This is a genomic window from Streptomyces sp. GSL17-111 (genome assembly GCF_037911585.1).
GTDB lineage: Bacteria > Actinomycetota > Actinomycetes > Streptomycetales > Streptomycetaceae > Streptomyces.
The window spans coordinates 5482147-5498797 of the sequence record NZ_JBAJNS010000001.1 but is presented as its reverse complement, the minus strand read 5'-3'; the positions used below and the strand labels follow the sequence as shown (position 1 = coordinate 5498797).

General features: G+C 73.9%; 19 protein-coding genes. 3 read left to right on the top strand and 16 right to left on the bottom strand.

Annotation, left to right across the window (positions count from 1 at the left end):
- The first annotated feature begins 185 nt into the window (after window positions 1–185).
- Window positions 186–866 (top strand): lysophospholipid acyltransferase family protein, encoded by a 681-nt coding sequence (locus V6D49_RS24395; RefSeq protein WP_340564277.1) that lies wholly within the window; start codon window positions 186–188, stop codon window positions 864–866.
- A 9-nt stretch (window positions 867–875) separates the two neighbouring features.
- Here the strand turns inward: V6D49_RS24395 and V6D49_RS24390 are convergent, their stop codons facing one another.
- The 5 genes from V6D49_RS24390 to V6D49_RS24370 all read right to left on the bottom strand — a co-directional run bounded on the left by V6D49_RS24390 (window position 876) and on the right by V6D49_RS24370 (window position 6849).
- Window positions 876–2426 (bottom strand): MFS transporter, encoded by a 1551-nt coding sequence (locus V6D49_RS24390; protein ID WP_340562984.1) that lies wholly within the window; start codon window positions 2424–2426, stop codon window positions 876–878.
- Window positions 2423–2974, bottom strand: a complete 552-nt coding sequence (locus V6D49_RS24385) for a TetR/AcrR family transcriptional regulator (RefSeq protein ID WP_340562982.1) — start codon at window positions 2972–2974, stop codon at window positions 2423–2425. Before V6D49_RS24385 ends, V6D49_RS24390 begins: the two co-directional genes overlap by 4 nt.
- A gap of 98 nt (window positions 2975–3072) precedes the next feature.
- Window positions 3073–4044 carry an aldo/keto reductase gene (locus tag V6D49_RS24380; protein WP_340562980.1) on the bottom strand — a complete coding sequence of 324 codons (972 nt, stop codon included), beginning with the start codon at window positions 4042–4044 and terminating at the stop codon, window positions 3073–3075.
- Between the two features lie 67 nt (window positions 4045–4111).
- Window positions 4112–5554, bottom strand: coding sequence for an argininosuccinate lyase (gene argH / locus V6D49_RS24375; protein ID WP_340562979.1), 1443 nt, complete (start codon window positions 5552–5554; stop codon window positions 4112–4114).
- 98 nt (window positions 5555–5652) lie between these two features.
- Window positions 5653–6849: an argininosuccinate synthase gene (locus V6D49_RS24370; protein ID WP_340562976.1), complete on the bottom strand. Its 1197-nt coding sequence runs from the start codon at window positions 6847–6849 to the stop codon at window positions 5653–5655.
- 165 nt (window positions 6850–7014) lie between these two features.
- Between V6D49_RS24370 and V6D49_RS24365 the strand changes: the two genes are divergently transcribed.
- Window positions 7015–7626, top strand: a complete 612-nt coding sequence (locus V6D49_RS24365) for a pyridoxamine 5'-phosphate oxidase family protein (protein ID WP_340562974.1) — start codon at window positions 7015–7017, stop codon at window positions 7624–7626.
- 27 nt (window positions 7627–7653) lie between these two features.
- On the opposite strand, the gene V6D49_RS24360 is transcribed toward V6D49_RS24365, so the two are convergent.
- The 8 genes from V6D49_RS24360 to V6D49_RS24325 form a co-directional block, all read right to left on the bottom strand.
- A complete protein-coding gene (locus tag V6D49_RS24360; RefSeq protein ID WP_340562972.1) occupies window positions 7654–8061 on the bottom strand; it encodes a RidA family protein in 408 nt (135 codons plus the stop codon).
- A gap of 123 nt (window positions 8062–8184) precedes the next feature.
- Entirely contained in the window at window positions 8185–8715 is a 531-nt protein-coding gene (locus V6D49_RS24355; RefSeq protein WP_340562969.1) for a hypothetical protein, read from the bottom strand.
- 184 nt (window positions 8716–8899) lie between these two features.
- Window positions 8900–9427, bottom strand: a complete 528-nt coding sequence (locus V6D49_RS24350) for an arginine repressor (protein WP_191209138.1) — start codon at window positions 9425–9427, stop codon at window positions 8900–8902.
- 14 nt (window positions 9428–9441) lie between these two features.
- Window positions 9442–10701: an acetylornithine transaminase gene (locus tag V6D49_RS24345; RefSeq protein WP_340562968.1), complete on the bottom strand. Its 1260-nt coding sequence runs from the start codon at window positions 10699–10701 to the stop codon at window positions 9442–9444.
- Window positions 10698–11597, bottom strand: a complete 900-nt coding sequence (argB, locus tag V6D49_RS24340) for an acetylglutamate kinase (protein WP_340562966.1) — start codon at window positions 11595–11597, stop codon at window positions 10698–10700. Before argB ends, V6D49_RS24345 begins: the two co-directional genes overlap by 4 nt.
- A gap of 5 nt (window positions 11598–11602) precedes the next feature.
- Window positions 11603–12754, bottom strand: a complete 1152-nt coding sequence (gene argJ / locus V6D49_RS24335; RefSeq protein WP_340562964.1) for a bifunctional glutamate N-acetyltransferase/amino-acid acetyltransferase ArgJ — start codon at window positions 12752–12754, stop codon at window positions 11603–11605.
- Window positions 12751–13788 carry an N-acetyl-gamma-glutamyl-phosphate reductase gene (argC, locus tag V6D49_RS24330; protein ID WP_340562962.1) on the bottom strand — a complete coding sequence of 346 codons (1038 nt, stop codon included), beginning with the start codon at window positions 13786–13788 and terminating at the stop codon, window positions 12751–12753. The genes argJ and argC overlap by 4 nt, the downstream gene beginning before the upstream one ends.
- A 199-nt stretch (window positions 13789–13987) precedes the next feature.
- Window positions 13988–14149 (bottom strand): hypothetical protein, encoded by a 162-nt coding sequence (locus V6D49_RS24325; protein ID WP_340562960.1) that lies wholly within the window; start codon window positions 14147–14149, stop codon window positions 13988–13990.
- Window positions 14150–14193: 44 nt separating this feature from the next.
- Between V6D49_RS24325 and V6D49_RS26270 the strand changes: the two genes are divergently transcribed.
- Window positions 14194–14541, top strand: coding sequence for a MerR family transcriptional regulator (locus V6D49_RS26270; protein ID WP_445330596.1), 348 nt, complete (start codon window positions 14194–14196; stop codon window positions 14539–14541).
- Here V6D49_RS26270 and V6D49_RS24315 read toward each other — a convergent pair.
- The 3 genes from V6D49_RS24315 to V6D49_RS24305 all read right to left on the bottom strand — a co-directional run bounded on the left by V6D49_RS24315 (window position 14520) and on the right by V6D49_RS24305 (window position 16617).
- Window positions 14520–15467 (bottom strand): TIGR01777 family oxidoreductase, encoded by a 948-nt coding sequence (locus tag V6D49_RS24315; RefSeq protein WP_340562958.1) that lies wholly within the window; start codon window positions 15465–15467, stop codon window positions 14520–14522. The two genes, V6D49_RS26270 and V6D49_RS24315, sit on opposite strands and share 22 nt — an antisense overlap.
- Window positions 15468–15566: 99 nt before the next feature.
- A complete protein-coding gene (locus V6D49_RS24310; RefSeq protein ID WP_340562955.1) occupies window positions 15567–16133 on the bottom strand; it encodes a histidine phosphatase family protein in 567 nt (188 codons plus the stop codon).
- Window positions 16134–16197: 64 nt separating this feature from the next.
- Window positions 16198–16617, bottom strand: coding sequence for a GNAT family N-acetyltransferase (locus V6D49_RS24305; protein WP_340562952.1), 420 nt, complete (start codon window positions 16615–16617; stop codon window positions 16198–16200).
- Window positions 16618–16651 lie beyond the last annotated feature (34 nt).

The window sequence follows — 16651 nt, the reverse complement described above, 5'->3', positions numbered from 1 at the left end:
GCGTAGACGCGGGGTGGTGTCCGGTGGGAGACGGCGTGCGGAACACGGCGGAAACACCGGGACGCCACCGTCGACGGGTGCGGTGGCGCGGGTTACCCGGTGGTTCGTGAGTGTCCGGCGCCCGTTATCGTCGTGAACGCGCCCGGCGGCGCAGACAGATCCCACCACCGGAGGCTGAACCCGTGATGCGCCGTTTCGTCCTGATCCGGGCGGTACTCGGACCGTTCCTGCGCCTGTTCTTCCGCCCTCGGATCGAGGGCGCCGACCGCATCCCGGGCACGGGTCCGGTGATCCTCGCGGGCAACCACCTGACGTTCATCGACTCGATGATCCTGCCACTGGTCACCGAGCGGCAGGTGTTCTTCATCGGCAAGGACGAGTACGTCACCGGCACGAGCCTCAAGGGTCGGCTGATGGCGTGGTTCTTCACCGGCTGCGGCATGATCCCCGTCGACCGGGACGGCGGCCGGGGCGGCGTGGCGGCGCTGATGACGGGCCGCCGGGTGCTGGAGCAGGGCAACGTCTTCGGCATCTACCCCGAGGGCACCCGCTCCCCCGACGGCCGCCTCTACCGGGGCCGGACGGGCATCGCCCGGCTGGCGCTGATGACGGGCGCCCCGGTCGTGCCGTTCGCGATGATCGGCACCGACCGGGTGCAGCCGGGCGGCCGCGGCCTGCCCCGCGTCGGCCCCGGGCTGCGGATCACCGTGCGGTTCGGCGAGCCGCTGGACTTCTCCCGCTACGAGGGCATGGACCGCGACCGCTACGTGCTGCGCGCGGTGACGGACGAGGTCATGAGCGAGGTCATGCGCCTGTCCGGCCAGGAGTACGTCGACATCTACGCGACGAAGGCCAAGGCGGCCTGAACCGCCGCGTCACCCGGGCTCGGGGACCTCGCCCAGGCGCTGGCCGCGCAGCAGCCACCAGGCGGCGGCCGCCGCCGTGAGCAGCACCAGCGAACCGGCGCCGGCGGCGGTTCGCAGCCCCTCGGTGAAGCTCTCCTGCGCCGCCGACAGCAGCCGGCCGCCCACGGGCTCGGGCAGGGTGCCCGCCGTCTCCACCGCCGCGCCCAGCGACTCCCGTGCCCCGGCGGCGTCCTGGTCCGGGACACCGGCGGGGACGGCGAGGTCCCGGTAGACGCCCGTCACCACGGAGCCGAGCAGCGCGATGCCGAGCGCGGCCCCCAGCTCGTACGCCGTCTCCGAGACGGCCGAGGCCGCCCCGGCCTCCTCCTCGGGCACGCTGGAGAGGATGACGTCGGCCGTCACCGTGAACGCCAGGCCGGCCCCGATGCCGACGACCAGCAGGACCGGCCCGAGCAGCCAGTACTCCGTGGTGGCGTCCAGCCACACGCAGGCGCCCAGCGCCAGGCCGACGGCGGCGAGTCCGCCGCTGACCGCACCGCGCACGGAGGTGCCCCTGGCGACCCGCCCGGCGAGCAGTCCGGCGGCCACCGCGCCCAGGGCGGCGGGCAGTTCGGCGAGCCCCGCCTGGAGCGGCGAGCGGCCCTGCACCATCTGGAGGAACTGGGAGAGGAAGAAGATCAGCCCGGACAGGCCCAGGATCGTCAGCAGGTCGGCGAGGACCGCGCCGGAGAACCCGCGCCTGCGGAAGAGGCGCATGTCCAGCAGCGGGGACGGCAGCCGGAGCTGACGGCGGACGAAGGCGGCCAGCGCGAGGGCGCCGACCGCCCCGGCCAGGGCGGCGTACCGGTCGGGGCCGTGCGCGGCGGCCTCCTTGATCGCGTAGACGACGCCGACCAGCCCCACCATCGACAGACCCACGCTCGGCAGGTCCCACGGCCCGGGGTCGGGGTTCTTGGACTCGGGCAGCACCTTCGCGCCCACCACGACGAGCACGGCCATCACCGGGAGGTTGATGAGGAAGACCGAGCCCCACCAGAAGTGCTCCAGCAGGAAGCCGCCGACGACGGGCCCGACGGCCGCGCCGGCCGAGGCCATCGCGCCCCAGATGCCGACCGCGAGGCTGCGTTCGCGCGGGTCGTGGAAGAGGTTGCGGATCAGCGCCAGCGTGGCGGGCATGAGCGTGGCCCCGGCGACGCCGAGGAGAGCGCGCCAGAGGATCATCGCCTCCGGGCTGTGCGCGTAGGCGTTGAGCACGGAGACGGCGCCGAACGCCGCCGCACCGGCGAGCAGCAGCCTCTTGCGGCCGACGCGGTCGCCGAGGCCGCCCATGGAGACGAGCAGCCCGGCGATGACGAACGAGTAGACGTCGCCGATCCACAGCAGCTGGGTGCCGGAGGGCCGCAGGTCCTCGCTGAGGAAGGGCGTCGCCAGCCCCAGCACGGTGGCGTCGATGCCGACGAGGAGCACGGCGAGGGCGAGGACGGCGAGGGCGAGCCAGCGCCCCGGGCCGGCTTCGCGCCCGCCCGCGGGCCGGGCGGTGGCGGTGGTCCGCGTGGTCATCGGGCCCCCCGTTCCAGCGCGCCGCCGAGCAGGAGCTCGGCGACCACGCGGGAGGCGTCCTTCGGCGCCAGCCGCCCGTCCTGGACGCTCCAGCCGGAGGCGGCGACGAGGGCGAACAGCGCGTCGACGAGCCAGGCGGTGGAGAGGTCGCCGCGCAGGACGCCCTCCTCCCTGCCGCGCCGCAGGAGCGCGCCCACCCGGGCGTCGACGCGCGCCCACCCGGCGTCCATCAGGTCGCTCTCGTAGAGCTGGTTCTCGCCGTAGAGGAAGGCCAGGAATCCGGCGACGGGCGTGGCCTCGTCGATGAGCCGGCGCAGCGCGTCGGCCGGATCGCCCTCGTCGATGCGGGCGGCGTCCAGCCTCTCCTCGATCTGCCGGATCCCGAGGTCGCCGAGGGCCACGATGAGCGCCTCGCGTCCGGCGAAGTGCCGGTGCAGCGTGGCACGGCTGATGCCGGCGGAGCGGGCGATCTCGTCCATGGACGCCGTGGCGCGGCGGGAGAGCAGCTCGGCGGCGGCCTTCAGGATCTGTTCACGGGGGACGGACATGAGACAACGGTAGCGCAGATGAGACATTCATGTCTCACCCGGGGCACTGACGTCTCACTCCGTGGCAGCGGGGACGGCCGGTCCGGTGTCCGTGGCGGTCAGCTCCAGGGCAGCTCGGCACGGCGGCGCCAGTACGCCTCCGGCTCCTCGATGAGCTCGGCGAGCGCCTCGGTGTGCTCCTCGCCGAGCTCGACGGTGACGGCGTGCAGATTGGTGAACAGCTGCTCGGCGGTGGCGGCGCCGGAGAGGGCGACGAACGCCCACGGGCGGCCCAGCACGGCCGCCAGCGCGACGGCGTCGCAGCCCGCGCCCAGCTCCTCGGCGATCCGGCGCAACGGCTGCGGCGCCTGCTCCCCGGCGAGCCGGCCGTTGGCCACCGCCTCCTTCACGATCACCGTGAGCCCGGCGTCGTGGGCCTCGACGAGCGCCGGGCCGGCGGAGGGCTCCAGCAGGTTGTAGGTGGCCTGCACCGAGCGGAACAGCGGCTCCCCCGCGACCCGCACCTCCAGCGCCGCCCGGATGGCGCGGGCCTGCTCCGGGCCGCTGGTGGAGAAGCCGACCGACACGCCCTCCTCCGCGAGCCCCGCCAGGTGCTCGTGCAGGGCCGTGTCGGTGAGGGCCGGGCTGTCGGGCGTCAGGGAGTGGATCTGGTAGAGGTCGAGGTGGTCGCCGAGCAGGGCGCGGGTCTCCGCGCGCTGCGTCTCGTACATCGCCAGGCTGTGCTCCTTGACCTCGTGCACGTCCGCCCGGGTGCGCCAGTTGGCGGTGTAGGCGTAGCCCCACTTGCTGCCGACGACCAGGTCGTCGGCCTCGGGGTGGGCCTCCAGCCAGGAGCCGAGGAACTCCTCGGCGCGGCCGTAGGACCGCGCCGTGTCGATGTAGCGCACCCCCTGCGCGTACGCGGCGTCCAGCAGCTCGTGCGTGCGCTCCCGCAGGGCCTCGACGGTGCGCTCGGCCGGGAGGTCGGCCTCCCGGCCGAGGTTGAGGTAACCGGGACGGCCCACGGCCGCCAGTCCCAGTCCGATGTGGGCGGTGGGTGTGGTCGCGGTGGCCAGACGGGCGAACGGCATCGCGGGCTCCCTGCACGGTCCGGGCGGCGGTCCTGGAAACGACCACCGTACCCAGACCGGCGGGTGCTCACCCCTTGGCGCTCGCCCACTCCCGCTGCTTCACCAGATCGGCCTTCACCTCGGCGAGCTGCGCCGCGACGGCCTCCGGGGCGGTGCCGCCCCGGCCGCTGCGGGAGGCGAGCGCGCCCGGCACGTTCAGGACGCCGCGGACCTCGGGCGTCAGGTGCGGGGAGATGGCGGCGAACTGCTCGTCGGTCAGCTCCTCCAGCTCGATCCCGGTGCGCTCGCACTCCTTGACGCACGCCCCCGCCACCTCGTGGGCGACGCGGAAGGGCACGCCCTGCCTCACCAGCCACTCGGCGATGTCGGTCGCCAGCGAGAAGCCGGCCGGGGCCAGCTCCGCCATCCGCTCCCGGTTGACGGTCAGGGTGGCCATCATGCCGGTGAAGGCGGGCAGCAGGACCTCCAGCTGGTCGCAGGAGTCGAAGACGGGCTCCTTGTCCTCCTGGAGGTCGCGGTTGTAGGCGAGCGGCAGGGCCTTCAGCGTGGCCAGCAGGCCCGTCAGGTTGCCGATGAGCCGGCCCGACTTGCCCCGCGCGAGCTCCGCGATGTCGGGGTTCTTCTTCTGCGGCATGATCGACGAACCGGTCGAGAAGGCGTCGTGCAGGGTCACGAAGGAGAACTCCTTCGTGTTCCAGATGATGATCTCCTCGGCGATCCGGGAGAGGTCGACCCCGATCATCGCGGTGATGAAGGCGAACTCGGCGACGAAGTCGCGGGAGGCCGTGCCGTCGATGGAGTTGGCGGCCGAGCCGTGCTCGAAACCGAGGTCGGCCGCGACGGCCTCCGGGTCGAGCCCGAGGGAGGAACCGGCCAGAGCGCCGGAGCCGTAGGGCGAGACGGCGGTGCGGGCGTCCCACTGGCGCAGCCGCTCGGCGTTCCGGCCGAGCGCCTGGACGTGGGCGAGCACGTGGTGGGCGAAGAGCACCGGCTGCGCGTGCTGGAGGTGGGTGCGCCCGGGCATCGCGACGTCCGGGTGCGCCTCGGCGAGTCCGGTCAGCGCCTCCTGCAGGTCGGTGATCAGCCCGCCGATGATCCGGGCGTGGTCGCGCAGGTACATGCGGAAGAGCGTGGCGACCTGGTCGTTGCGGGAGCGCCCGGCGCGCAGCTTGCCGCCGAGGTCGGGGCCGAGCCGCTCCAGCAGGCCGCGTTCCAGCGCGGTGTGCACGTCCTCGTCGGCGATCGTCCCGGTGAACGAGCCGTCGGCGACGTCCGCCTCCAGCCGGTCCAGGCCGGCCAGCATGCGTTCCAGCTCCTCGGCCGTGAGCAGTCCGGCGGTGTGGAGCACCCGGGCGTGGGCCCGGGAGCCGGCGATGTCGTAGGGCGCGAGCCGCCAGTCGAAGTGCACGGAGGCGCTGAGCCTGGCCAGCGCCTCGGAGGGGCCGTCCGCGAAGCGTCCGCCCCACAGCCGCACGTCGCCGCCCTCGGCCTGCTCGATTCCGTTGGTCATCGCTTGGGTGCTCCTACTCGTGCGTGCTCGTGAAAGCCGCCGCCCCGCCCGTCGGAGGGCGGGGCGGCGGAGGTCGCCTGTGGTGGTACGGGCGCAGGTTACTGCGCGAGGTCCCGCTTCGCGGCGATCTTGCTCGACATGCCGAAGAGCTCGATGAAGCCCTTGGACAGCGACTGGTCGAAGGTGTCGCCGGAGTCGTAGGTGGCGAGGTTGAAGTCGTACAGCGACGCCTCGGAGCGCCGTCCGGTGACGACGGCCCGGCCGCCGTGCAGCGTCATCCGGATGTCACCGCTGACGTGGGCGTTGGCCTCGTCGATGAAGCCGTCCAGCGCCCGCTTGAGCGGGGAGAACCACAGGCCGTCGTAGACCAGCTCGCCCCACCGCTGCTCGACCTGCCGCTTGTAGCGCGCCAGCTCCCGCTCGACGGTGACGTTCTCCAGCTCCTGGTGGGCGGTGATCAGCGCGATGGCGCCGGGCGCCTCGTAGACCTCACGGGACTTGATGCCCACCAGCCGGTCCTCGACCATGTCGATCCGGCCGATCCCCTGCGCACCGGCCCGCTCGTTGAGCTGCTGGACGGCCTGGAGGACGGTGACGGGCTTGCCGTCCAGGGCGACGGGGACGCCCTCCTTGAAGGTGATGACCACCTCGTCGGCCTCCCGGGCGGCGGCCGGGTTCTCCGTGTACTCGTAGACGTCCTCGATCGGGGCGTTCCAGATGTCCTCCAGGAAGCCGGTCTCCACGGCCCGGCCGAAGACGTTCTGGTCGATCGAGTACGGGGACTTCTTGGTCGTCGCGATCGGGAGGTTCTTCTCCTCGCAGAAGGCGATCGCCTTGTCCCGGGTCATCGCGTAGTCCCGGACGGGGGCGATGCAGGTGAGGTCGGGAGCGAGGGAGGAGATGCCGGCCTCGAACCGCACCTGGTCGTTGCCCTTGCCGGTGCACCCGTGGGCGACGGTGGTGGCGCCGTGCTTCTTCGCGGCGGCCACCAGGTGCTTGACGATGACGGGCCGGGAGAGGGCGGAGACGAGGGGGTACCGGTCCATGTAGAGGGCGTTGGCCTTCACCGCCGGCAGGCAGTACTCGTCGGCGAACTCGTCCTTGGCGTCCGCGACCTCGGCCTCGACCGCCCCGCAGGCGAGCGCGCGCTTGCGGATGACGTCCAGGTCCTCCCCGCCCTGGCCGACGTCCACGGCGACGGCGATGACCTCGGCCCCGGTCTCCTCCGCGATCCATCCGATACAGACGGAGGTGTCCAGGCCGCCGGAGTAGGCGAGTACGACGCGCTCGGTCACGGGGTTCTCCTAACGATCCATACGGCGACTGGCATAAGTATGCATCCCTCCGCATGGTTCGTCAACGCGGTCGTGGTTTGGCGCGCTCGGACCCGGGGTAAAGCGGGGTTCCTTGCCGCCTTTTTCGGTGGTGCCGGCCGATTCGGACGCTGTTGAATGTGCTCCATGGGTCAACGCCACGAACGGATCGAGGGCAGGCTGCGGGCGTTCATCGAGGAGCAGCCCGTCTTCTTCACCGCCACCGCACCACTCGCCGCCGACGGCACGGTCAACCTCTCCCCCAAGGGCCTGCGCGGTTCGCTCGCCGTCCTGGACGCCCACACCGTCGCCTACCTCGACTACGCGGGCAGCAACGCCGAGACCATCGCCCATCTGCGCGAGAACGGCCGGATCACGCTGATGTGGTGCGCGTTCACCGGCCCGCCGAACATCGTCCGCGTCCACGGGCGCGGCGAGCCCGTCTTCCGGGACGACCCCCGCTTCCCCGGGCTGCTCGCCCACTTCCCGCACGCCGACGGCGCCCGGCACGGCCTGCGCGCCGTGATCGTCGTCGCCGCCGAGCACATCCGCGACACCTGCGGGTACGCCGTGCCGTTCATGACGTACGACGAGGACCGGTCCCTGCACCGCTCCCGGTTCGAGCGGGAGACGGACGAGACGCTGGACGCCTACTTCCGCAAGAAACCGGACGTCCCCACGAGCGTGGACGGGCTGCCGGGCCTCCCCCTGCCCCTGCCGCCGCTGCCGCCCGGGCCGCCGGACCCGGCCGCGCCGTAGCGCCCCCCGCCCGAGCGACGCCCCGGCTCAGGGCCGCTCAGGCACCGTCGCCACGGCGGTGATCTCCACCAACTGCCCGGGGTAGCCGAGGCGCGCGATGCCGAGCAGCGTGGAGGCGTGCGGCCCGGTGGACAGGCCCGAGGCCCGCACCTCGTCCCAGACGGCGTACAGGTCCTCGTCCCGCTCGGCCACGACGTAGACCTCCGTGGCGACGACGTGCTCCAGGGCGCTGCCCGCCTCCCGCAGCGCCGCGTCCAGGTTGGCCAGCACCCGCCGCGTCTGGACGGGACGGTCCCCGGGGCCGACGAGCTCGCCCTCGGCGTCCAGCGGCACGCCGCCCGCGGTGAACACCAGCCGCTCCCCCGCCTCGACGACGGCCGCGTGGGCGTAGCCGGGCGGGGGGAACAGGGAGGGGACGACGTGGCGGCGCGGCATGGGGCTACTCCCGGGACGTGGTGGGCGCGAACGCCCCCGATCCTCCTCCACGGCCCAGCCGCCGGGCACCCGGTTTTCCACCGCCCGCGTCTCCGCCCGCGGCGTGCCCCACCGCACGGGTCACTACAGCTGGTCGACCGGGTGCACCGCCCAGTAGTGCGGCTCGACGGGGACCGGTCGCACCACGAGCCGACCGGTCACCTCGGCGCTGTCGACCAGCCTCCCCCACGAGTCCGACCGGTCGCCGGGGGTGTGCTCGATGTCGGCCCACACCACGCTGCCGGGCCCCGCCGAGCCGTAGGAGACGGTCCACTCGGCGTACCGGTCGGCGCAGTGGTCGCCGACCACGACCTTGCGGTAGTCCGTCACCCGCAGGCAGGCGGGCGGGTTCGACCCGGGCAGGGAGACCTCCATGGTTCCGTCGGGGCGCTGCCGTACGCGCCAGTTCGCCGAGGTGGACGCGGTGTCCGCACAGGCGCCCACCGACACCGTGCCGACGTGTCCGCCGGACTTCGGCCAGACCAGGCACGCGCCGTCCCGCAGGGCCGCGAACCGGTAGACCCCGTCGACGAGCGGGGCGGCGTGGGCGGGTGGCGCGAGGACGGCCGTGGCCGCGACCGCGGCGGCCGTGACGGCGATGACACGTGAACGCATGGGCAGGACTCCTCGAACAGCCGTGGTCGGGCCGATCGCGCGGCACCGACGTGGTCGACGCACCGTCCGCCGGAGACGGAGGCAGCACCGATCCTGGGGCACCGGCCCGCCCGGGAGGCGTCCTACGGCGGTCACTGCCACCCGCCTGGCTGAGCCGCATCACCCGATGGCGCGCGGCACGCCCCTACCGGTGGCGCTGGGCCAGGGTCAGGAGGTGGTCCGCGAGGGCCTGGCCGCCGTCCGGCGCGCGGCTGATGAGCAGCAGCGTGTCGTCACCGGCGATGGTGCCGATGATCTCGTGCACGCCCGCCTGGTCGATGGCCGAGGCGAGGAACTGCGCGGCGCCGGGCGGCGTGCGCAGGACGACGAGGTTGGCCGAGGCCTCGGCGGAGATCATCAGCTCCCCGGCCAGCCGCGCCATGCGGCCCTCGGTCGCCGACTCGCCGAGCGGGGCGCGGGGCGTGCGGTCGCCGCCCTCGCCGGGCACGGCGTAGATCAGCTCGCCGCCGGTGTTGCGGATCTTCACCGCCCCCAGCTCGTCCAGGTCGCGCGAGAGCGTGGCCTGGGTGACGGACAGGCCGTCGTCGGCGAGCAGCTTGGCGAGCTGGCTCTGCGAGCGGACGGCCTGCCGCCCGAGGATGTCCACGATCCGGCGATGCCGGGCCGTGCGCGTCTGCGGCACGGCCGGTCCGCTGAGGGGCTCCTCGGTCATCGTCACTCTCCGGCTCATCGGGCTGATCGTGCGGGGTCCGCGGCATCCAGGACGGCGGGGAGCGCCCGCACGAGGGCGTCCGCCTCGGCTTCCGAGATGATCAGCGGCGGCGCCAGCCGGACGACGTCCGGGGCGACCGCGTTCACCAGGAATCCCGCGTCCTGAGCCGCCTGCTGCGCCCGGGCGGCCACGGGCTCGGTGAGCACGATACCCAGCAGCAGCCCGGCACCGCGGACCCGGTCGATCAAAGGGTGTCCCAAAGCCCAGATTCCGTCACGGAGTTGGGAGCCCACCCGCTGGACGTGAGCGAGCAGCCCGTCGGCCGCGATCGTCTCCAGCACCGCCAGCCCGGCCGCGCAGGCGACGGGGTTGCCACCGAACGTGGAGCCGTGCTGACCGGGCGTCAGCAGCCCGGCCGCGTCGCCGAAGGCCAGGGTGGCGCCGAGGGGCAGGCCCGCGCCCAGGCCCTTGGCCAACGTGATGACGTCCGGCTCGACGCCCTGGGCCTGGCAGGCGAACCAGTGTCCGGTCCGGCCGATACCGGTCTGGATCTCGTCGACGACCAGCAGCGTGCCGGTCGCCCGGGTGATCTCCCGCGCGGCGGCGAGGTAGCCCTCGGGCGGAACGACGACGCCGTTCTCGCCCTGGACCGGCTCGACGACGAACAGCGCCGTCTCCTCGGTGACGGCCGCCCGCAGCGCCTCCACGTCGCCGTAGGGGACGTGGGTGACGTCGCCGGGCAGCGGCCGGAAGGGGTCCTGCTTCTGCGGCTGGCCGGTGAGGGCGAGCGCGCCCATGGTGCGGCCGTGGAAGCCGCCCTCGGTGGCGACCATGTGCGTGCGCCCGGTGCGCCGTCCGATCTTGACGGCCGCCTCGACCGCCTCGGCGCCGGAGTTGGCGAAGTAGACGGCGCCGGGCCGGCCCGCCAGCTCCAGGAGCCGCTCGGCGAGGGCGACCGTCGGCTCGGCGATGAAGAGGTTGGAGACGTGCCCGAGCGTGGCGACCTGGTCGGAGACGGCGCGGACGACGGCGGGGTGGCCGGTACCGAGGGACGTGACGGCGATGCCGCCGACGAAGTCCAGGTACTCCTTGCCGTCGGCGTCCCAGAGCCGGGCCCCCTCCCCGTGCGTCAGGGGAATGCGGGGCGTGCCGTAGTTGTCCATGAGGGCGCCCTGCCAGCGCCGGGTGAGGGCGGCGTTCCCCGTGCCGGGCCCGCTGCCGGGACCGCTCCCGGTGACGCTGCCGCCGGCCGCGCCGATCGCACCGGTGATCATGCCTTCTCCCCCTCGTCGGGCACCACCATGGTGCCGATTCCCTCGTCCGTGAAGATCTCCAGCAGGATGGCGTGCTGGACCCGTCCGTCGATGACCCGGGCCGTCCGCACGCCCTGCCGCACGGCGTGCAGACAGCCCTCCATCTTGGGCACCATGCCACTGGCCAGGTCGGGCAGCAGCTTCTCCAGCTCGCTGACGGTGAGTCTGCTGATGACGTCGTCGCTGCGGGGCCAGTCCGCGTACAGCCCCTCGACGTCGGTGAGGACCATCAGCGTCTCCGCGCCGAGCGCGGCGGCCAGGGCGGCGGCGGCCGTGTCGGCGTTGACGTTGTAGACGTGCTCGTCGTCCGCGCTGCGGGCGATGGAGGAGATGACCGGGATGCGGCCGTCGTCCAGCAGGGCCCGGACGGCGCCCGGTTCGACGGCCGACACGTCGCCCACGCGGCCGATGTCCACCCGCTCGCCGTCGACGTCCGCCCAGCGCTTGGTGGCGGTCATGAGGTGGGCGTCCTCGCCGGTCATGCCGACGGCCAGCGGCCCGTGCTGGTTGAGCAGGCCGACCAGCTCACGCTGGACCTGCCCGGCCAGCACCATGCGGACGACGTCCATGGTCTCGGGCGTCGTCACCCGCAGCCCGGCCTTGAACTCGGAGGTGAGGCCGAGCCGGTCGAGCTGGGCGCTGATCTGGGGGCCGCCGCCGTGGACGACGACGGGGCGCAGCCCGGCGTGGCGCAGGAAGACGACGTCCTGCGCGAAGGCGGCCTTCAGCTCCTCGTCGACCATGGCGTTGCCGCCGAACTTGATGACGACCGTCCTGCCGTGGTGCCGGGTGAGCCAGGGCAGCGCCTCGATGAGCGTGCGGGCCTTCGGCAGGGCGGTGTGCTGACGCGTGCTCATGACCCTCATGTCGAGTAGGCGCTGTTCTCGTGGACGTAGTCGGCGGTCAGGTCGTTGGTCCACACGACGGCGGAGTGCGGGCCGGCGGCCAGGTCGGCGGTGATGCGGACCTCGCGGTACCGCATGTCGACCAGCTCGCGGTCCTCGCCGACGGAACCGTTCTTGCAGACCCAGACGCCGTTGATGGCGACGTTGAGCTCGTCGGGCTCGAAGGTGGCGGACGTCGTGCCGATGGCGGACAGCACCCGGCCCCAGTTCGGGTCCTCACCGTGGAGGGCGCACTTGAGGAGGTTGTTGCGCGCGATCGACCGGGCGACGTCGACGGCCTCGTCCTCGTCGGCGGCGTTCACCACCTCGATGCGGATGTCCTTGGAGGCGCCCTCGGCGTCGCGGACGAGCTGCTGGGCCAGGTCGTCGCAGACGGCCCGGACGGCCTCGGCGAACTGCGGCGCCTCGGGGACGACGCCGGAGGCGCCGGAGGCCAGCAGGAGGACCGTGTCGTTGGTGGACATGCAGCCGTCGGAGTCCACCCGGTCGAACGTGGTGCGGGTGGCGGCCCGGAGCGCGGCGTCGAGGTCGGCGGCCGGAACGTCGGCGTCGGTGGTGAGGACGACGAGCATCGTGGCCAGGCCCGGCGCGAGCATCCCCGCGCCCTTGGCCATGCCCCCGACCGTCCAGCCGGGGCCCTCCGCGACGGCCGTCTTGTGCACGGTGTCGGTCGTCTTGATGGCGATGGCGGCCTTCTCGCCGCCGTGCGGGGAGAGCTCCTCCGCCGCCGTGGCGATCCCCGGCAGCAGCCTGTCCATCGGCAGCCGCAGGCCGATGAGCCCGGTGGAGGCGACGGCGACCTCGGCCGCGTTCACCCCCAGGACCTCGGCGGCCTTCTCGGCGGTGGCGTGGGTGTCCTGGAAGCCGAGCGGGCCGGTGCAGGCGTTGGCGCCGCCGGAGTTGAGGACGACGGCGGAGACCTGCCCGCCGCTGAGCACCTGCTGCGACCACAGCACCGGGGCGGCCTTCACCCGGTTGCCGGTGAAGACGCCCGCCGCCGCCAGACGCGGGCCGGTGTTGACGACGAGCGCCACGTCCGGGGCGCCGCTGTCCTTGAGCCCGGCGGCGACACCCGCCGCCGCGAACCCCTTGGCCGCCGTCACGCTCATGGTGCGACTCCGTTCGTGGTGAGTCCCTGCTCCTCGGGCCGTCCGAGGGCGATGTTCATGCTCTGCACCGCGCCGCCGGCGGTGCCCTTGGTGAGGTTGTCGAGGGCGGAGACGACGACGACGCGCCCGGCGGCCTCGTCCAGCGCGACCTGGAGCAGCACCGTGTTCGCCCCGTACACGTGCGCGGTGGACGGCCAGCGACCCTCCGGCAGCAGCCGGACGAACGGCTCGTCGGCGAGCGCCTTCGCGTACGCCTCGCGCAGCCGCTGCGCGGTGACGCCGGGCCGGGCCTTCGCCGAGCAGGTCGCGAGGATGCCGCGCGGCATCGGCGCGAGCGTGGGGGTGAAGGAGACCGTGACCGGCTCGCCCGCCACGGCGGAGAGGTTCTGCGTCATCTCCGGGGTGTGCCGGTGGACGCCGCCGACGCCGTAGGGACTCATCGCGCCCATGACCTCGCTGCCGAGCAGGTGCGGCTTGAGCGCCTTGCCCGCCCCCGAGGTGCCGGTCGCCGCGACGACGACGGCCTCCGGCTCGGTGAGCCCGGCCGCGTAGGCGGGGAAGAGCGCGAGGCTGACGGCCGTCGGGTAGCAGCCGGGGACGGCGATCCGGCGGGCGCCGCGCAGCCCGTCCCGGGCGCCGGGCAGTTCCGGCAGTCCGTAGGGCCACGTCCCGGCGTGCGGGGTGCCGTAGAAGCGCTGCCAGGCGTCCGCGTCGGTGAGCCGGAAGTCGGCCCCGCAGTCGACGATCAGCGGGTCGTCGGCCGCGGTGCCGAGCTGCCGCGCCACGGCCGCCGACTCGCCGTGCGGCAGGGCGAGGAACACGACGTCGTGCCCGGCCAGCACCTCGGCCGTGGTGGCCTCCAGCCTGCGGTCGGCCAGCGGAGCGAGCTGCGGCTGCAGCTCGCCGAGCTCACGGCCGGCGTTCGCGTTGCCGGTCAGGGCTCCGATGCGCACGTCGGGGTGCTGGAGCAGGAGGCGCAGGAGTTCCCCTCCCGCGTACCCGCTCGCCCCCGCCACTGCCACGCTGATCGCCATCGTTCCTCCTCCTCGATGGCATGACTATACGAAGCAGCACAGTTTTATGCAATCGCGATCCGAAGCCCCATCGGCGTCCGGCGCCTTTGCCGGGGCGTACACGGGCGCGGGCACGCGCGGGAGCGCGGGCGGGGGGGCCGCTCACGGGCGAGCGTACGGCCCGGGAACGGACGGCCGCGGACCCGCCCGCCCCTCCCGGTCAGTCGGTGGGCTCGGCGGAGCCGCCGTCGTCGTGGTCGTAGTCCTCCGCCTCCCGGCGGTCCTTCTCGTGCTTCAGCCGCTCCGCCTCGGGCAGGTCGGGGGCCTCGTGGGTGGGCGGGAGGTCGGGCGTCTTGGGCTGTTGCCGGTCCTGTTCGGTCATGTCCTGCGCGTACCCACCGGGCGGGGATCAGTCATCCCGGCGCGGTGGTTGCGGTTGACGTCGCGGCAGGGCGTAGCGTCGCCGCCGCCGACGGATCGGAGGTCTCGGCGAGGGAACGGCCCATCGGAGAAGAGGCCCGCGCGGCGGGAACGACCAGCCGCACCCTGCGGCACTACGACGCGATCGGCCTGCTGCCGCCCAGCCGGACCGGACCCGGCGGCCAGCACCCCTACGACGAGGCGGCCCTGGTGCGGCTGCAGCGCGTCCGCCTCCTGCGCGACCTCGGCCTCGGCCCGACGGAGACCGCGAAGGCCCTGGACGGGGAGCGCGACGCGGACACGGCGGCGTTCGTGCGCGACGCCGTGCGCGCCTACGCCGAGCGCGTCCGGTAGCGGAGTACGAGGTCGGCCCCGGCGTCGGCCCACTGCGGGTGCCTGAACGTGAAGCCCGCCCCCTGAAGCCGGCCGGGGACGACGCGTCGGCTCTTGAGCAGCAGCTCGGTGTCGGTGCGCAGGGCCAGCGCGCCCAGTCCGGCCATCCAGCGCGTCGCCGGGAGCCCCAGCGGCACCCCCCACGCGGCCCGCAGCGCCCGCATGAACGCGCGCTGCGGGAGCGGCTCGGGGGCGGCGAGGTTGACCGGGCCGTCGAGGTCGTCCCGGGCGATCAGGAAGTCGACGGCGCGGACGAAGTCGTGGTCGTGCATCCACGACACGTACTGGGCGCCGCCGGCGACCGGGCCGCCGAGACCGAGCCGGGCGAGCCAGGACAGGACGTCGAAGACGCCTCCTCGGTCGGGGCTCATCACCATGGCGGAGCGCAGGGCGACCTTGCGGGTGTGCGGGGTGTCGGCCTGCTCCTGGGCACGCTCCCACTCCTGCGCGATGCGGACGCTGAACGCCCAGTAGCCGGGGACGTCCGGCTCGCTGCCGCCGACCCGGCCGGTCGCCTCGTCGTGCGGGGCGTCGAAGGTGTGGGCGTAGAGCGTGGCGGTGCTCATCTGGAGCCAGACGCGCGGCGGCCGGGCGGCGGCGGCGATCGCCTGCCCGACGGCCTCGGTGGAGCGCACCCGCGAGTCCAGCATGGCGCGCAGGTTGGCGTCGGTGTAGCGGCAGCTGACGCTGCGCCCGGCCAGGTTGACGACCACGTCGCTGCCGTCGATCACCTCCGCCCACGGGCCGAGCCGTTCGCCGTCCCAGTGAACCTCGCCCGCCCGCACCGGTTGCCGGGTGAGCGTGACGACGTCATGCCCCGCCGCCGTGAAGGCGCGGTTCAGCACGGTGCCGACCTGGCCGGTCCCGCCCGGTATCACTATCCTCATCGCGCTCCCTCGTCGGTTCCGCCCCGACCCTAGCGCAGGGAATTGAACACGTTCAAAACCGCTCGGCGTGGGATGCCGGGCGGCGGGTCGCCAGGCGCCTCAGGTCACGGACAGGGACCACTGCCCCGCCTGGCCGGTCAGGGTGACGGCGGCGAGCGGCCGGACGTCGAGGTGCCAGTACGCCGCCGGGGCGGCCGTCAGCGCGTGGCACAGCGCGGCGCGGACGACGGCGGGCTCGGCGACCGCGACGATCGACCCCTCGCCGTCGAGCGGCCGGGTGTCCAGCCAGGAGCCGACACGGGCGATGAAGGCCGCGAGGGACTCGCCGCCGTGCGGCGCGGCGAAGGGGTCGGACAGCCAGGCGGCCACCGCGCGGGGCTCGCGGGCGGTGACCTCCCGCAGGGTGAGTCCGTACCAGCGGCCCATGTCGCAGTCGCGCAGCGCCGGCTGGGCGAGCGGCGCGAGGCCGAGGGCCCGGCCCGTCTCGCGGCAGCCCGTCGAGGGCGAGCAGTACCGCAGCTCGGCGGCGGCCAGCGGGGCCAGGGCGGGCACCCTGCGCCGGACCTCGCGCCACCCGGCGTCGTCCAGCGGGCGGTCGTCGTCGAACCGGGCGTCGAGCAGGGGTGCGCTCCGGGCGGCGGCGAGCAGCGTCAGTCGGGCGCGCATTGCGCGATGGTAGAGCGCCCGGCGCGTTTGTTCGATCCCTTCGGCAGCCTGTTTCCGGAGAACCTCAGGGGCGGCCGCGCGCCATGTACTGGTCCGGCTCGGGCATCGGCCGGAATCCCGCCTTGGCGTAGAGCCCGTGCGCGTCGGCGGTGGCCAGCAGGACGCGGCGCAGACCGGACGGCTCCAGCTCCGCGCAGACCGCCTCGACGAGCGCGGTACCGATCCCGGCGCCCCGGGCGGAGGGGGCCACGTAGACGTCGCAGAGCCAGGCGAAGGTCGCGTGGTCGGTGACGACCCGGGCGTAGGCGACCTGTGCGCCGTCGGAGCGGGCGTAGACGCCGAAGTTGAGCGAGCCGGCGACGGCGCGCTCCTGCTTCTCCCGGCTGCGGCCCAGCGCCCAGTACGCGTCCGTGGAGAGCCAGTGGTGGACGCGGTCCAGGTCGAGGCGGCCGGCGTCGGTGGAGAGGTCGTAGCCGTCGATCATGCGGGCAGGCTGGCAGCCCGCACGCGGGGCGGCA